The 15,097-nt window shown below is 39.8% G+C and carries 14 protein-coding genes; 5 read left to right on the top strand and 9 right to left on the bottom strand.

All coding sequences use genetic code 11. The annotated features are described in order from the left end of the window. Window positions 1-22: 22 nt before the first annotated feature. Window positions 23-475, bottom strand: coding sequence for a D-aminoacyl-tRNA deacylase (gene dtd, locus VK159_RS11315; protein WP_324230246.1), 453 nt, complete (start codon window positions 473-475; stop codon window positions 23-25). 59 nt (window positions 476-534) lie between these two features. On the opposite strand from dtd, the gene arfB reads away from it, so the two are divergent. Together arfB and VK159_RS11305 are read left to right on the top strand one after the other, a co-directional pair. Further along, entirely contained in the window at window positions 535-942 is a 408-nt protein-coding gene (gene arfB, locus VK159_RS11310; RefSeq protein ID WP_414672827.1) for an alternative ribosome rescue aminoacyl-tRNA hydrolase ArfB, read from the top strand. A gap of 3 nt (window positions 943-945) precedes the next feature. Further along, on the top strand, window positions 946-1,977 hold the full coding sequence (locus tag VK159_RS11305; RefSeq protein WP_324230245.1) for a cytochrome-c peroxidase: 1,032 nt from the start codon (window positions 946-948) through the stop codon (window positions 1,975-1,977). 32 nt (window positions 1,978-2,009) lie between these two features. Here the strand turns inward: VK159_RS11305 and VK159_RS11300 are convergent, their stop codons facing one another. Continuing rightward, window positions 2,010-2,651: a hypothetical protein gene (locus tag VK159_RS11300; protein WP_324230244.1), complete on the bottom strand. Its 642-nt coding sequence runs from the start codon at window positions 2,649-2,651 to the stop codon at window positions 2,010-2,012. Between the two features lie 203 nt (window positions 2,652-2,854). Between VK159_RS11300 and VK159_RS11295 the strand changes: the two genes are divergently transcribed. After that, window positions 2,855-4,354 (top strand): oligosaccharide flippase family protein, encoded by a 1,500-nt coding sequence (locus VK159_RS11295; RefSeq protein WP_324230243.1) that lies wholly within the window; start codon window positions 2,855-2,857, stop codon window positions 4,352-4,354. A gap of 2 nt (window positions 4,355-4,356) precedes the next feature. On the opposite strand, the gene VK159_RS11290 is transcribed toward VK159_RS11295, so the two are convergent. Beyond that, the gene (locus tag VK159_RS11290; protein ID WP_324230242.1) at window positions 4,357-4,995 is read right to left on the bottom strand and encodes an MBL fold metallo-hydrolase; all 639 of its coding nucleotides are present in this window, start codon (window positions 4,993-4,995) and stop codon (window positions 4,357-4,359) included. Window positions 4,996-5,065: 70 nt separating this feature from the next. Between VK159_RS11290 and VK159_RS11285 the strand changes: the two genes are divergently transcribed. Further along, window positions 5,066-8,524, top strand: a complete 3,459-nt coding sequence (locus VK159_RS11285) for a hypothetical protein (protein WP_324230241.1) — start codon at window positions 5,066-5,068, stop codon at window positions 8,522-8,524. Between the two features lie 2 nt (window positions 8,525-8,526). Here VK159_RS11285 and VK159_RS11280 read toward each other — a convergent pair whose 3' ends face one another. Genes VK159_RS11280 through VK159_RS11255 form a run of 6 tightly spaced genes read right to left on the bottom strand, consistent with a single transcriptional unit; the run spans window position 8,527 to window position 12,398 of the window. Continuing rightward, window positions 8,527-9,171 (bottom strand): DUF1361 domain-containing protein, encoded by a 645-nt coding sequence (locus VK159_RS11280; protein WP_324230240.1) that lies wholly within the window; start codon window positions 9,169-9,171, stop codon window positions 8,527-8,529. A 2-nt stretch (window positions 9,172-9,173) separates the two neighbouring features. Further along, entirely contained in the window at window positions 9,174-9,518 is a 345-nt protein-coding gene (locus tag VK159_RS11275; protein WP_324230239.1) for a diacylglycerol kinase family protein, read from the bottom strand. Window positions 9,519-9,526: 8 nt separating this feature from the next. Continuing rightward, window positions 9,527-10,006, bottom strand: coding sequence for a Coq4 family protein (locus tag VK159_RS11270; protein ID WP_324230238.1), 480 nt, complete (start codon window positions 10,004-10,006; stop codon window positions 9,527-9,529). Next, window positions 10,003-11,364, bottom strand: a complete 1,362-nt coding sequence (creD, locus tag VK159_RS11265) for a cell envelope integrity protein CreD (protein ID WP_324230237.1) — start codon at window positions 11,362-11,364, stop codon at window positions 10,003-10,005. The genes VK159_RS11270 and creD overlap by 4 nt, the downstream gene beginning before the upstream one ends. Window positions 11,365-11,415: 51 nt before the next feature. Beyond that, on the bottom strand, window positions 11,416-11,718 hold the full coding sequence (locus VK159_RS11260) for a winged helix-turn-helix domain-containing protein (protein ID WP_182802367.1): 303 nt from the start codon (window positions 11,716-11,718) through the stop codon (window positions 11,416-11,418). Further along, window positions 11,715-12,398, bottom strand: coding sequence for a hypothetical protein (locus VK159_RS11255; RefSeq protein ID WP_324230236.1), 684 nt, complete (start codon window positions 12,396-12,398; stop codon window positions 11,715-11,717). The genes VK159_RS11260 and VK159_RS11255 overlap by 4 nt, the downstream gene beginning before the upstream one ends. Before the next feature lie 168 nt (window positions 12,399-12,566). Between VK159_RS11255 and VK159_RS11250 the strand changes: the two genes are divergently transcribed. Then, window positions 12,567-15,065, top strand: a complete 2,499-nt coding sequence (locus tag VK159_RS11250; RefSeq protein WP_324230235.1) for a DUF5686 family protein — start codon at window positions 12,567-12,569, stop codon at window positions 15,063-15,065. Window positions 15,066-15,097: the final 32 nt, after the last annotated feature.

The following is a 15,097-nucleotide window of genomic DNA, read 5'->3' as shown; positions in this document are numbered from 1 at the left end:
TTTAAATTCCTTAATTCTCAAGCTACTCCTTATTCTTCGTATCAATCATAATCGTCACCGGGCCATCATTCAACAATTCCACTTTCATATCAGCACCAAAAACGCCTGTCATTATTTTTTTACCGAGATCTTTCTCCAATTGAGTGATCATCTTTTCATACATCGGTACAGCAATATCCGGTTTACTGGCTTTGATGTAAGAAGGGCGATTCCCTTTTTTTGTTGATGCATGTAAGGTAAACTGGCTCACCAATAAGATATCTCCATCAACATCTTTCACACTCAAATTCATTACTCCATTTTCATCATCAAAAATGCGAAGGTTCACAATTTTGCTGCTGAGCCATTCAATATCTTCAACTGAATCAGCATCTTCAACACCCATTAATACCAGCAAACCTTTCTGAATAGAACCTGTTATGTTTCCATCAACTTTAACAGAGGCAAAAGCTGTTCGTTGCAGTACCGCTCTCATATTTCGTTCAATTGGTTGTAAATTCGATCACCGAAAATACAACGCTTCGGTTTTGATGCATGATAAAAGATGTGAGTAATGAAATTCAGTTCCAAACGGCACGTAGTGGTGGCGCCGGCGGACAAAATGTAAACAAGGTGGAAACCATGGTGATGGGTTATTGGCATATTGCATCTTCTGCACTTGTAACCGATCTGCAAAAAGCATTGTTGCTGGAAAAACTCAGCAATCGTATCAATAAAGAAGGAACACTGATCGTTAAAAGCCAGGTGCATCGCAGTCAGCAGGCAAACAAGCAGGAGGTTATTGAAAAGATCAACCAACTTATCTCTATTGCACTTACGCCCAAGAAAGCAAGAATTGCAAGCAAACCATCAAAAGCTTCAAAAGAAAAACGTATTGAATCGAAGAAAAAGATAAGTGAGCATAAACAAGGTCGCCGGAAAATCCGTTTATCTGATTACTGATATATGCAGACACGCAAAAGCATCCTCCTCATCATTCTTTTCATAACACTTGGTTTATGGATGATAGAAGGCTGCCGTAAAAACAAAGTTGAATTAACTGCTTACCCTGTACAAATACCTTCACATTTTCCGGGAACTGATTATTACCAACGCTACCCGATTACTAAAGAAGGATTTGAATTAGGCAGAAAATTGTTTTATGATCGTCGTTTTTCAGTTGATGGTAGTATTTCCTGTGGCTCCTGTCATCAACAGGTTGCGGCATTTGGCACATTTGATCATGATCTGAGTCATGGCGTAAATGGCTCACATGGCATACGTAATGCCATGAGCCTGTTCAATCTTGCCTGGCGAACTTCGTATGGCTGGGATGGGAAATATACATCACTTGATGCGGTATATGCAGCACATATCAATAGCCCGATTGAGTTTGGTGAAACAATTGGTGGCATCATCAACAAATTAAAAACCGATAGCTACTATCCACAACAATTTAAAACTGTATATGGCTCAACTTATATCAGTGAGCCACGCATCTTCAATGCATTAACACAATTTGTGAGTGCATTCATCAGCAGCGCAACAAAATATGATTCGGTAAAACAAAAACTCAAGACGTTTACTACAAGTGAACAGGCAGGTTATACTGTGTTTCTCAATAAGTGTAACAGTTGCCATGCAGAGCCGCTGTTCACAGATTTTTCTTACCGCAACATTGGATTACCGCTAAATACATTCAATGATAAAGGAAGAATGACGATCACAGGCAATAAAGCAGATTCATTAAAATTTCGTGTGCCATCGTTGCGGAACATTTTTAAGAGTTATCCCTTTTTACACGATGGGAGGTTTATTGGCTTTGAACAGATCTTTGATCACTATCAATCGGGTGTGCAACAAAGTGCAACTCTTGATCCAGTACTTACAAACGGCATTCAACTTTCAGCTGCTGAACGAACCGCATTGGTTGATTTCTTCCGCACATTAACCGATAACAATTTTACATCTAACAGCAACTTTGCTGCACCTCAATAAAAAAGCCCCCCGATATATCGGGGGCTTTTGCTTTATGCTGATTTGCGTCTTGCTCTTAATACATCCAACGCTTTTTTCTGATTCTCTACTTCACTTTTTTGTTTTTCGATGTTCTTTTTGTTTTCTTCAATATCGTCCTGCAATTTCTTCAGTCGCTTCTCAAGGCTGCCACTTTCATCTTCGTAGTCCCTTAATTTCTTTTCAGTAGACTTCACTTTATCTTCCTGACCCTTTATTTCAACTTCAAGTGCCTGTGCTTCTGCCAGTGGAATAAATCCAAGACAATATTGTTTGATCTTGGTAATAAACACAGCATCGTCTGTGCCCTTTACATAATTTTCGTAACCACGTGATACAATAAAATATACATTACTTTCATCCTTTTCCTTACGGCTCTTACGTTCAACTTTTAATAAAACATCAAAGGTTTCATCACTTATCTCAGGAATACGTACAGCTTTGTAAGTGTACACACCTTTACTTTCTTTAGCACTGAAACCCATTTGGCTGAATTTTTGCCGTATGGCATCTTCTGTTACTGAAGCAGAGTAAGGCACTTCCGTGATCATGGCCGGGATCTTTTTCTTTTGCCATTCAAGCTCACCGTAAGCTTGTGCACCTGCATACATCGTAACCAATAAACAGGTAAGTAAAGTGTAGATTTGTTTTTTCATCTGTTTCGTTTTAATTAGTAATTATTTGTCAGATGTTATTCGCTATTAAAATTATCTTCGTTTGGCTATAAATTACTTAATAATTTTTATGGCTCATTCCATAACATTCAGTTTTGTGCTACTAAGATAAAAAACAACCCTAATGTGTTGCATTAACATCGAAATATGTTTACCTATTTTTAAAGAATCTTAATTTCGTTTCCTTGAGCAACGTTAAAAAATTAGCCGGACAAACAATTTGGTATGGATTCAGCAGCATTTTCGGAAGATTTCTGAACTATCTTCTTACACCTTTGCTTGCCACTATTTTTGCTTCTGCCGATTATGGTAAGATCACTACTCTGTTCGCAATTGCAGCATTTCTAAATATCTTATTCACTTACGGTCTTGAAACAGCGTATTTCCGTTTTGCAGCGAAAGAACCGGAAAGCAAGGTGTATAACACAGCTGTTACATCCATTCTTATTTCAACAACTATCCTTACTGTTTTGTTCCTGTTTTTCAGTAAAGCTATTGCCGGCTTTCTTGAAATACCCAAACAACCGGAATATGTACGCTGGGTGATGTGGATCGTGGCACTTGATACCCTTGCAGTACTACCTTTTTCAAAGCTCCGGTTTGAGGGCAGACCGAGAAAATTTGCTTCCATTAAGGTTCTCAACATCCTTATTAATGTTGGACTTGTGCTGTTCTTTCTGGTTGTTTGTAAGAATGCTGAGAAAGGAACCTTCTTTTCAGTATTATACAGTCCAAAGATCGGTTTGGGTTATGTAATACTTGCCAACCTTGCAGCAAGTGCAGTTACCTTGATCCTGCTTTCAAAAGAACTGTTCAGCTTCCGGCTTACAATTGATAAAACATTCTGGAAAGAACTGATGACCTATAGCTGGCCCTTGATCATTGTGGGTTTAGGTGGTATGGTGAATGAACTCATTGATCGATTTATGATTCTGAAGCTCTTTCCCGGATCTACAGAAGAAGCCTATTCTCAAAGCGGTATTTATGGCGCTAATTATAAGTTGGCTGTGCTGATCGTGTTATTTATTCAGGCATTTCGCCTTGGAGCCGAGCCGTTTTTCTTTAAACAATCAACCCAGGAAAATGCACAACGCACTTATGCAAGGGTAATGAAGTTTTTTGTGATCGCCTGTTGCTTTTGTTTTCTTGGTGTGGTGTTGTTCCTGGATATCTGGAAATATTTCATGGGTCGCAGCCATCCCGAATACTGGACAGGTTTGGCAGTAGTACCTATCCTGATGTTAGCAAAACTGTTTCTTGGTGTGTATTACAATTTATCGGTGTGGTATAAACTTACCAATCAGAATTTGGTTGGTGCATGGATCACATTAGGTGGTGCAGCCATTACTGTGATCATTAATTTCCTGTTGATTCCTGTAATTGGCTATATGGCTTGTGCCATTGCCACCATTTGCTGTTATGGTTTTATGATGATCGTTTCCTACAGGTTAGGACAGAAATATTATCCCGTTCCTTATCCATGGAAAAAACTGACGGCGTATGTAGTGATCTGCGTACTGCTCTTTGGTCTACACAAGTTGGCTACATACTTTATTGTCTCCATGTGGTTCAGTCATTTGTTTGGACTGGCCTTGATACTGGCGTTTGGATTATTCATTTTACGGATCGAACGCAAAGAATTACAAAAGCTACCCTTCGTTGGGAAATTCATTTCAGCCCCCTAAGCTCAAACCAGGAAAGGATTGTTTCTCTTTTCATAACCAATTGTTGTAGCCGGGCCATGGCCACTGTACACAATTGTTTCATCGGGCAACACAAAAAGTTGTGTGCGGATACTGTTGAGCAAGGTTTGATGATTTCCTCCCGGCAAATCAGTTCGCCCAATACTTTCACGGAACAACACATCACCACCAATTACAAAATTCTGCGCCTTGCAATAAAAACAAACATGACCAGGCGCATGTCCCGGGGTGAACAGCACCGTTAGTTTATCATCGCCCATTTCTATTTCATCATCTTCTTTCAACCAATGTAAAGGACCGTTGTAATTATCAAACGGCAGATTCCACATTAAACCACCGGCGGGGGCAAAGTCCAATACCTGCTTTTCGTTGGCATGCAGGTGCAGTTCCAAACCATAAGTTTCGTAGATCCATTTGTTGCCAAATACATGATCGAGATGGCAGTGTGTGTTAAGCAACTGTATGGGTTGTAATTCCGTTTGTTTAAGAAAAGAAGCCAGTTCATCACGTTCTTCTTCAAAATAACAGCCAGGGTCGATAATGAAGGCCTTCTTTTGTTCGTTATAGAGGATATATGTGTTCTCCTGAACGGGGCTGAATGTAAAAGCTTTAACAGTGAACATGGATTGATTTTTGTACTTTTAAATGTCGGTTTTCCCAAACCTGATTCTCTAAATGATATAACACGAAAATATGCGAATTCAAGTGAACGGTTTTCTTCGTCTTACGGTAACAGTATCATTCATCTTTCTTTTATTCCTGAACCATGCTTCTGCGCAGGTAAACATGGTGGAGTTCGGGAAAAACCGGGTTCAGCACACCAAATTCAAATGGAGCTTTTACCAAAGTCCAAATTTCAATGTTCATTACACCATTAATGGATTGGAACTGGCAAAGTTTGCCACCCAGGTAGCGGAGGAGGAACTTCCCACACTCGAAGATTTTATTGAATTCGGTATTCAACGCAGGATCAACATTGTTCTCTACAACAATTTCAATGATTATAAACAATCGAATATTGGCATTGGTCTCGATATTCCCAATGCAGGTGGCTTAACCAAACTGGTGAATAACAAGATGGTGGTGTATTACAATGGCGATCATAACGATCTCCGTCGCCAGATACGTGAAGGCATCGCCAAAGTGTTGGTTGAAAGCATGCTGTTTGGTGATGACCTTGGTGAGTTTGCACAAAACCAGGCATTACTTGATCTTCCAAAATGGATGACCGATGGTTACATTTCTTATGCGGCTGAAAACTGGAGCACCAAACTCGATAACGAATTAAAAAGTGCTATGATTGGTGCCGATTATAAAAGTTTTTATCATTTCGCTTACGAGCAACCACGTTTGGCGGGTCATGCATTTTGGTATTATATTGAAGAAAAATACCGTCGTGAAAACGTAACGTATCTGCTGTACCTGAGCCGCATTTACAAAAACGTAAACAGGGCCACACAAACTGTTGCTAAGAAAAAGCTGAAAGATGTATTGAAAGATTTCATGCTTTACAACCGTGATAAATATTTTAAAGATATCCGTGCCAGAAGAAATGTACCGAGTGGCCGTTTAACTGTTCCAAAAGAAATTGGCAAAAACGATTATTTCCGTTTCCAGGCAAACCCAAATCCAAAGAGCTTCACTTACGCAGTAGTTGAATACCGTAAAGGACAAACAAGAGTGATCCTGAATGAGAATTTCATTTCTGAAAAAGTATTGTGGAAGAGTGGTGTCCGCAACCTGGAAGAAAAACCAAATCCAAATTATCCGTTGCTGGCGTGGGATCCAAAAGGAACACGTATTGCCATGATCGTTTGGGAAAAGGGAAAAGTATTGCTGAATGTGTACGATGCATTCCGCCGTATTAAAACAGTAAAGAATGTTGAACTTCCGTTTGAGCAGGTGAATGATATGCAATACATGCTTGATCCAAATACATTGGTGATGAGTGCCGTGAAAGGCGGGCAGAGTGATGTGTTCGTTTACAAGATCGACAAACAAACTGCAGAGCAGGTAACCAATGATGTGTATGATGATCTTGATGCAAGCTTTGTTGCATTCCCTAACAAAACAGGTATCATCTTCTCCAGTAACCGTCCATCGCCTAACGCTGCTACCGGTGATACAGTTTTACCAAAAGAACGTTACAACGTTTTCCTCATTGATAACTGGAACAAATCAGAGTTCAAACAAATATCACAGCTCAGCAATATCAAATATGGTAATGCCCGCTTCCCTACACAATACAACATGAATCACTTCACGTTCATTAGTGATGAAAATGGTATTGGTAATCGTTGGGCAGGTTTCTTTAGTACAACCGCTGCCGGTTTAGATACCGTCTTCCAGGTAGGTGATGAAATCTTACGAAATCCCGAACCAAAAGAACTTGATTCAACGCTGAAAGCCTGGAACAAACAGGAACCTGATTCAATATTTACATTCCGTGTAACGGACGACAGCTCCTATACTTTCCCTATGAGTAATTACCAAAGCAGTGTATTGGAAACACGCATTGCCGGTGATAATGGGCAGGTAACAGAAGTTAACCGTCAAGGTGAATTTAAATTCCTTTATAAACTGAAGGTGGATGAAAACACTTTGCGTAAACGTAATGTAAATGCAAGGCCAACCGAGTACATCAAACGGATGACAAGGCTCGATAAGATCGCTGGTGAAAACACACAGAACAGAACCGATATTGTTGACAGTACAACTTCGCAAAAACCTGTAACAGATTTCTTTGAAACAGAATTCAAGAACGATTCTATTCAGCCTGGCGAAAAACTGATGGGTGCAAAAAAACAAAGCCAGGAAGAAGTGTTGGCCCGTATGCGCTTGTTCCCTTATACCAAGAAATATTTTGTTGATAACGTAACTACCAATTTTGCATCGAATGGTGCTCTTCTCATCAACCGTTTTCAACCATACTCAGGTGCCAGTGGCCCTGTAAATCTTGGTAACGGCAATCCGTTAAATGCTATGACAAGAGTAGGTGCGATGGAGTTTTTGGAAGATTATAAGTTCAGCGGTGCCTTTCGTATCAATTATGGTTTGCAGGATAATGAGATCTTTATGCGTTTCGATAACCTTAAACGTCGTATTGATTGGGGTCTTTCCTATTATCGTGCTGCTTCCACCAATGTTTTTCTTGAATTAACGCCCGGGCAATTCTTCCCAGCTAAAATATTCAACAGTATTTACCAAGCAAATGTTTCATACCCGTTAAATGAAGTACAACGCATACAGGTTATTGCCGGCATTCGCAGAGATTTGTATGTAATAAAAAGCGATGATGCTGTGGTCGGTTCATTAGCCGAACCAGATTATGATGAGAATTTTGCGATGGGTAGAGTTGAGTTTGTACATGACAACACCATCAACCCTGTTACGAATATCTGGCATGGCTTCCGTGCAAAAGGCTGGATCGAAATGTTTAATCGTTTAGGTGGCAACTACTCTGAACGCCCTGGTGATCTCACGTTTAATTTAGGATTTGATGCAAGACATTACCTGCGCATCTACCGCAACTTTATCTGGGCTGTTCGTGGTGCTGCAGATGTATCATGGGGCGATAATAAATTCATTTATTATTTAGGTGGCACCGATGGCTGGTTAATGTTTGGGTCAAATACTGTTACAAGAAATGGTGTAACCAAAGAACGTTATTTTAATACAGCCAACAAGCCTGCACCTGACCAGAGTTATGTGTATGAATCATTGGCTGTTAACCTGCGTGGCTTCACTCAAAATGCTGCCAATGGAAATAATGCACTCGTGATAAACAGTGAGCTTCGTTTACCGGTGTTTCCAACTTTCTTTAATAAACCAATTAACAATGCCTTCCTTCGTAATTTCCAATTGGTACAATTTATTGATCTTGGTACTGCGTGGAATGGCCGTTACAATAAGATTGGAAGACCAGAAATAACATATTCAACACCACTTAATCCAAATGATCCTAATGGACCCATAAGCCCTGTTACTGTAACCATTAAAGCACCTGGCATTGGACCATTCCTTGGCAGCTATGGTTTTGGTGCAAGAAGTACATTACTTGGTTACTTCATCCGTTATGATGCAGGATGGCAAATGAATGGTTTCTTTAAAGGAAAACCGATCATGCATGTATCACTCGGTCTCGATTTTTAAACTTAATTTTTGTTTGATAAGGATGCCTGCTCACTAAAATGGGCAGGCATTTTTTTAAGTGTTTCATAGATCAACAACAGCACAACTGCAAAAAGAATAGTAACGGCCCACACACGTGGATGCGATGCCGGTGAAATAACCTTCGATAGAATTCCCTGCGCCAGATCAAATGGCTGAGTTACCAAATGCCAACTGTTATAACGATCGTATCTGCCGAGGTAAATACCAAAACCACAGAGAACAAAAAAGCTCAGGACTATTGGCTTTACCTTCATAGCCGAAAATCGTTTCAACAACAGTTGCTCAATATTCCGCAGAGAATACAAACCCATCAATAATCCATTCCACGCCGCCATAAATAATAGCACAAGATCATAATACAATGGAACTCCAGCTCTCTCCTGTAAATGAAAAAGATCAGTAATTAGATAAGGAGAATTGGGAAAGAACAGTAACCATAAACTGAACAGCGATACATTCCGCATTGAAAATTTTGCATCCTTGATCATACTGCTAAACAGTAATGGCAACCATGCAAGAAAAAGATTCCATGGAATAAACAGGAATAGAAAACTTCCCGTGTACCAAACACGAAACACATACAATAAAAACGAAAAGCCAACCGAACAGATCAAGATGTTTTTCATACTCAAAAAAGTGAAATAAGTTTAGGAAGGAATATAATCAACGCTACCACGAAGCTGCCTACAGCTGTTACCAATACAGCAGCCGCAGCGATGTCTTTTACTTTTTTAATGACGGGATGTTGTTCAGCTGTTACATGATTACATAATTGCTCAATGGCCGTATTAATCAATTCCATCGCAATAACTGAGCAAATACACAGCACGACTATTCCCCACTCTCCTGCTGCTATTTTGAAGTAAAATCCAGCGACTGTTGCGAGTACTGCTGCAACAACATGTATCCGCATGTTGACCTCACTCCTGAAAACACTGACTATTCCTCTAAAAGCATAATAGAATGATCGCATAGTAAATTTCATTTAGCTAATGAAAATTGACACCTCACTTCAGCAAGCGGCTGTTGCATAATGGCAAACCAATCAAGTGAAGAAAGATTTTTTGCTTCTTTGCCCCGTTGATATGCTTTGCGGAATGATGAATAATACTCCGGCATCGTTACCAAACCATAGATCACTGTTGCCAACACCGGGAACGAAACTCTTCCATTTGCCAGCATGAAAAACTGCAGACTCACTTCGCCTTCATCTGTAAAGGGATAATCAAGTACCACATGTTTAATATCATGCCGTTCGTAGTAAGGAAGCAGGCGCAGGTTTTCTGCATTCAATTGTTGCCATAATTCATTCCCCACTGTTTCAAAAGGCAAGGCACTGAGTTGTTCCATACTATAAGGAAACTTCTTCTTACGTCGTACGATCTTTAATATCGGTAATGCAATTGTATGCGTCAGCATCACCAGTATATTGCTGCGGAGTTTTTTTAATAACCTTTTCATGATTCGGTTGTATTATCGTTAATTGTATCAGTTGTTGTCACTTTCTTTCCTTCACCATACCAATCGATCTTACGGGAGTAATACATGACTATTGCAAGCAGAATGAATAAACCAATACTTCCGAACAGTAACGCTCCATCCTGTAACTGGATAAGAATATAAATAAAGCCGTACAACGATGAGAGAAATACCAGCAACGCAATTGCAACAGCTGTTTGTTTAAAGATGCTGTAAGTGTAAGATGTGATCAATCCAATCGTAGCAACAGAAGCAATCAGGTATGCAATATTAAAACCTGTGTATTCCGAAACAGACAATAACAACGTGTAGAATATACAAAGAGCTAAGCCCACCAGCACATATTGTAAAGGATGTACACTTCGCTTTTTTAATGTTTCAATAAAAAAGTAAAGGAAAAACGTAAGTGCAATAAAAAGCAACGCATATTTTACTGTACGCATGGTTTTACTGTACGAATCAACACCCTGTAATAATTCTACACCGAATGCAAACCCATCAATATCCTGTTTGCCTTCCTTCCACAGCTGCGGAATATCACGGGTGAAATGAAGGATATCCCAACTCGCTGTAAATCCTTTGTCACTGATTGTATGTTGAGTTGGTAAAAATTTACCGTCAAACGAAGGGTCAGGCCAGGTTGATTTTAATTTCACATTGGTTTGTTTACCAAGTGGTGTAAAGTAAAGACGCTCGGAACCTTTCAGTTTCAATTTGAGTTCATAAGACTGTGCTGAATCTTTTAACGCCATTGCATTTTTCAATAAACTGCTTACACCCGAGCCGGCAATATCTGTCGGAGGAAAACCGGGATCCATTTCTGATGTTGCACCATTCCAGTTCAATGATAGAGCTTCAGCAATTCCTCTGTTATCGGATATGCCCAAACAAAGCCGCACTTCATTCCACAAAACATTTGCAGGATCAATACCAAGCTGGGAAAGTTCTATCGGCAGAAATTTCCCACTGATTGTTAAGTCCGATTTATAAAGAATGATCTTGAAAATACTTCTGCTTCGTTCTTCTGGAATCAGTTCACCATTGATGTTTTCTGATTCAGGTAAATAATACATCATGCGTTTCACCATCATCACTTTACCTTTATCATCCACAAATTTTTCCTCGTAGGGAATCATTAAAAAGGGACCGCTTACCGTTTGGGCTGATGCCCATTTGGAACTTACTTCGGCTATTACTTCACGTTGCCTGTCTTGTCGTTCACGAACCAATTCAGTTATAAAAGCAGTTGGTATCAATAATACCAGGATGAGAAAACCAACAAGAATGGATTTGATGAAGATGCCATACCGTTGCCAGAAAGTGGGGTGTTGTGTGTCCATTTTATTTATTTTAAAAGTACTTTGAAATTCAAAGTTTATATGCAAAAAAATTTACTTCCCCATTTGCTTGATCATTTGCTCCAACGCATCAAGATGTAACCTGAATGCTTTCTCGCCTGCTTTTGTAACTGCATAGGTTGTGTTTGTTTTACGTCCTACAAATCCTTTGTTCACTTTAACGTAGCCGTTTTCTTCCAATGCTTTCAGATGCGAAGCAAGATTTCCATCAGTTACATTGATCAGTTCTTTCAGTTCATTAAAACTTACCTGCGCATTTACCATCAACGCACTCATTACGCCTAACCTTACCCGGCTATCGAACACCTTTTGTAACTGTTCTATCGGATTCTTCATACTTTCTTCTCCATTTGCATGGGCTGTCGTTCATATTTATTCCACATCACTATTCCGTATACAATGTGCAACACTCCAAAACCTGCGGCCCAAAAATAAAGTCCGTAACCCGGAAACCAACAATTAATTACTCCCAATGCAGTGATTACATATCCCAGAAAGCGAATTTCGCCAAATGTGTACTTCGCTCCATTGATCAATGCGATGCCATAAAAGATCAAACAACCCGGTGCAATTAAACCATACACACCTGCTTCGATCAATTTTAAAAGAAATAATCCACCTGCCACCAAAGGCACTGCAATATTCCAGATCATACGTTTTGCTGTTGACCCCCACACAGGCACTCCTTGTCGTTTGCTTCTGATGTAGGTAAAGAATACAGCCAGTATGATCGCAGAAATTAATGTAAGCACCGCAATTAAAAATAAGCGGCTGCCCATGAAAGAACGTAACATGCTAACACCATCAGTGCTGTAGCTTTCGCCAATTAAGCCGGCTCTTCTTACGCCCGATCCATCTGCACTTTCGATCACATCATAAGCAAACCAGGCACCGGTTAATGCACACAAACCTGCAGCAATACCACTAAGGCCACTAAGGCTGATAAAGCGACTGCTGCGGTCCATCATGTTACGGATGTCCTGGATAGTTTCTAGCGTTTGATTCTGGCTATTCATAAAAGCACTTTGAATTGCAAAGTAAATGGTTTTTCATCGATTCTTCTAATAATCTGTTGCCCTTTTTAACAGAAAGTTTTAGAAAACAATTGCCTATCGTAAAAACCCTCACGGGATGAGCGGCTTGGATTCACTAATTTTATCGTTCCAAACAATCGCATTAACCGGATGAAGTATATCGTTTCTATTGTGCTGTGTGTCCTGTGCATCTTAAACATAACGGCGCAAACAAAAGTTGTTTCCGGTATCATTAAAGATTCACACTCCGATGAGCCTATTCCTTTTGCATCAGTACAGTTGAAAAATACAAGTATTGGTAAGCTGAGTGATTCAGCAGGTTTGTTTTCATTGACCCTCGCTTCCATTTCAGCAAGCGATTCCCTGCTCGTAAGTTATGTTGGTTATAACAGCATGACCGTTGCATTACCTGCAACATTAAAAGACACTATTTTCTTAACAATTCAACTTGAACGTGGCAGTGCAGGAAAAGAAGTAGTGGTGAAATCGAAATATGGAAGAGGATGGATCCTTTGGAGAAAAGTAGTTCGGCAAAAACCGGTTAACGACCGTTACCGTTTCGAAAATTTTGGTTACGAATTATACAACAAACTTGAACTTGATATTAACCGTTTCAATAAAGATAAGTTCAAGAACATTGGCCCTCTCAAACCATTTGGCTTTATTCTTGATCAAACAGTTGACAGTACAAGTGAAGAAAAACCATTTCTGCCGATATTTCTCACAGAAACGATTTCAAATTACTATTATCAGAAATCACCATTACGCAGACGGGAAGAGATCAAAGCCAGTCGCACATCGGGTGTAGATAATGAAAGTGTACAGAAATTATTGGGTGGCATGGATCAGAATATCAATGTGTACAATAACTACATACCGATTTTTGATAAACGTTTCATCAGCCCCATTAGTGATAATGGCGATGCATTTTATAGTTATCGTGTGCCCGATACACAATATGTAGCAGGCAAACGTTTCTTTCATCTGGTGTTTACACCCAAGCGAAAAGGAGAAAATACATTTGAAGGTGATTGCTGGATACATGATACCACATTTGCCGTACAGAAAATGAACCTGCGATTATCGAAAGAAGCAAATGTGAATTATGTGGAGAAGCTGAGTATTGTGCAGGAATACAAATTCGTGAACGACTCTATTTGGTTTTTGCTGAAGGATAAATTTATTATTGATGTGGCACCAATCGGCAAACAGAAGTTTGGAGTAACGGGGCGAAAGACAACTACCTATAAAGATGTGCTCATTAATTCAGGTGTGGTGTGGGAGCAGTTGCAGAAAAATAAAAAACTGGAAGAAACAATACTGCTTGCAGGTTCAACACAGCAACCGGAAACTTATTGGAAAGAGTCACGGCACGAAGAACTTGCAAAAAATGAAAAGGCCATTTACAGCATGATCGATACGTTGCAGAAAATGCCGCTCTTTAAACGTTACAGCGAAATTGCTACGTTTCTTGCAACAGGTTACAAAGCATTCGGAAGTTTTGAATATGGACCTTGGTTCAACGTGATGAGTTCAAATGTGGTGGAAGGCTTTCGTACAAGATTGGATTTGGGAACAAGTACTAACTTCAGTAAAACATGGTGGTTGCGTGGATATCTCGCTTATGGATTTACTGATAAGAAGTTCAAGGGACGGGCAGAGATCACACATCTTTTTAAACGAGATCCACGTGTTCGTATGTATTTGTCGTACACAAATGATTATGATAACGGTCAACGTTATTATGATGAAGTGGGTACCGATAACGTATTTACATTAGCTGCACGTAAATCGCAAGTGCCTATCAAGTTCCTGCGGGTAGAACAACAACGTATTGAATTCTCCAAAGAAACACATGCCGGTTTCACATTCGAAGTTTCTGCTACACGTAAACGGTTCGATCCAATTCGTTCTTTACCTTCTAAATCAATTTACCCCGATGGAGTTGGAGAAGCTTTGAATAATTCTGAAGTCGGTTTTCGTATTCGCTATGCCTATCTTGAACGTTTCCTCGAAGGAACATTCTTACGATCGAGTTTAGGCAGCCCCTATCCTATTGCTGAAATTAAATATGCAAGAGGTTTCCCTGGTTTCTTAAAAAGCAATTACCAGTACCATCGTTTAAACGCATCGGTACACGATTATTTTAAGATCGCTAATCTAGGTGAGCTTTATTATAATGTATACGGTGGTAAAATCTATGGCACACTTCCGTTTCCTTTATTAGAGATTCATCCCGGCAATGAAATTTTCTATTATAATAAATATGCGTTCAACCTAATGAACAGGTTTGAGTACCTGAGCGATGAGTATGCTGGTATAAACGTTGAACATAATATCGGTAATGGCATGTTCCGTCTATTAGGACCAACACGCAAACTAAAGTTGCGACAGTTCTGGACTGCAAAAGTTTTATGGGGAAGCTTGAGTGATGCGAACCGCAGCTTTAACCAGGTGGGCGCCATATTCGATCGTGGTCACCAGTTCCAATCGCTCAATGGAAAAACGTATATGGAAGTGGGTACAGGTGTAGATAATATCTTCCGGGTGTTGCGGTTCGATTTTATCTGGAGACTTGCCCCGCAACCATTACCCACCGAGCAATATAAACGCTTTGGTGTATTTGGAAGTTTCAGGTTGCAGTTTTAATGGTTGCCGCAACGACATGAAGGCACGAAGAA

It is taken from the genome of Lacibacter sp. (assembly GCF_035299325.1).
GTDB lineage: Bacteria > Bacteroidota > Bacteroidia > Chitinophagales > Chitinophagaceae > Lacibacter.
The sequence above is the reverse complement of the archived record's forward strand: the minus strand, read 5'-3'. Positions and strand labels throughout refer to the sequence as shown.

Excerpts from the sequence above, each read along its gene's own strand:
- VK159_RS11305 (WP_324230245.1), top strand. The coding sequence starts at position 946 with ATGCAGACACGCAAAAGCATCCTCCTCATCATTCTTTTCATAACACTT.
- dtd (WP_324230246.1), bottom strand. The coding sequence starts at position 475 with ATGAGAGCGGTACTGCAACGAACAGCTTTTGCCTCTGTTAAAGTTGAT.
- creD (WP_324230237.1), bottom strand. The coding sequence starts at position 11,364 with ATGGACACACAACACCCCACTTTCTGGCAACGGTATGGCATCTTCATC.
- arfB (WP_414672827.1), top strand. The coding sequence starts at position 535 with ATGATAAAAGATGTGAGTAATGAAATTCAGTTCCAAACGGCACGTAGT.
- VK159_RS11280 (WP_324230240.1), bottom strand. The coding sequence starts at position 9,171 with ATGAAAAACATCTTGATCTGTTCGGTTGGCTTTTCGTTTTTATTGTAT.
- VK159_RS11290 (WP_324230242.1), bottom strand. The coding sequence starts at position 4,995 with ATGTTCACTGTTAAAGCTTTTACATTCAGCCCCGTTCAGGAGAACACA.
- VK159_RS11275 (WP_324230239.1), bottom strand. The coding sequence starts at position 9,518 with ATGCGATCATTCTATTATGCTTTTAGAGGAATAGTCAGTGTTTTCAGG.
- VK159_RS11285 (WP_324230241.1), top strand. The coding sequence starts at position 5,066 with ATGCGAATTCAAGTGAACGGTTTTCTTCGTCTTACGGTAACAGTATCA.
- VK159_RS11260 (WP_182802367.1), bottom strand. The coding sequence starts at position 11,718 with ATGAAGAATCCGATAGAACAGTTACAAAAGGTGTTCGATAGCCGGGTA.
- VK159_RS11255 (WP_324230236.1), bottom strand. The coding sequence starts at position 12,398 with ATGAATAGCCAGAATCAAACGCTAGAAACTATCCAGGACATCCGTAAC.
- VK159_RS11300 (WP_324230244.1), bottom strand. The coding sequence starts at position 2,651 with ATGAAAAAACAAATCTACACTTTACTTACCTGTTTATTGGTTACGATG.
- VK159_RS11250 (WP_324230235.1), top strand. The coding sequence starts at position 12,567 with ATGAAGTATATCGTTTCTATTGTGCTGTGTGTCCTGTGCATCTTAAAC.
- VK159_RS11270 (WP_324230238.1), bottom strand. The coding sequence starts at position 10,006 with ATGAAAAGGTTATTAAAAAAACTCCGCAGCAATATACTGGTGATGCTG.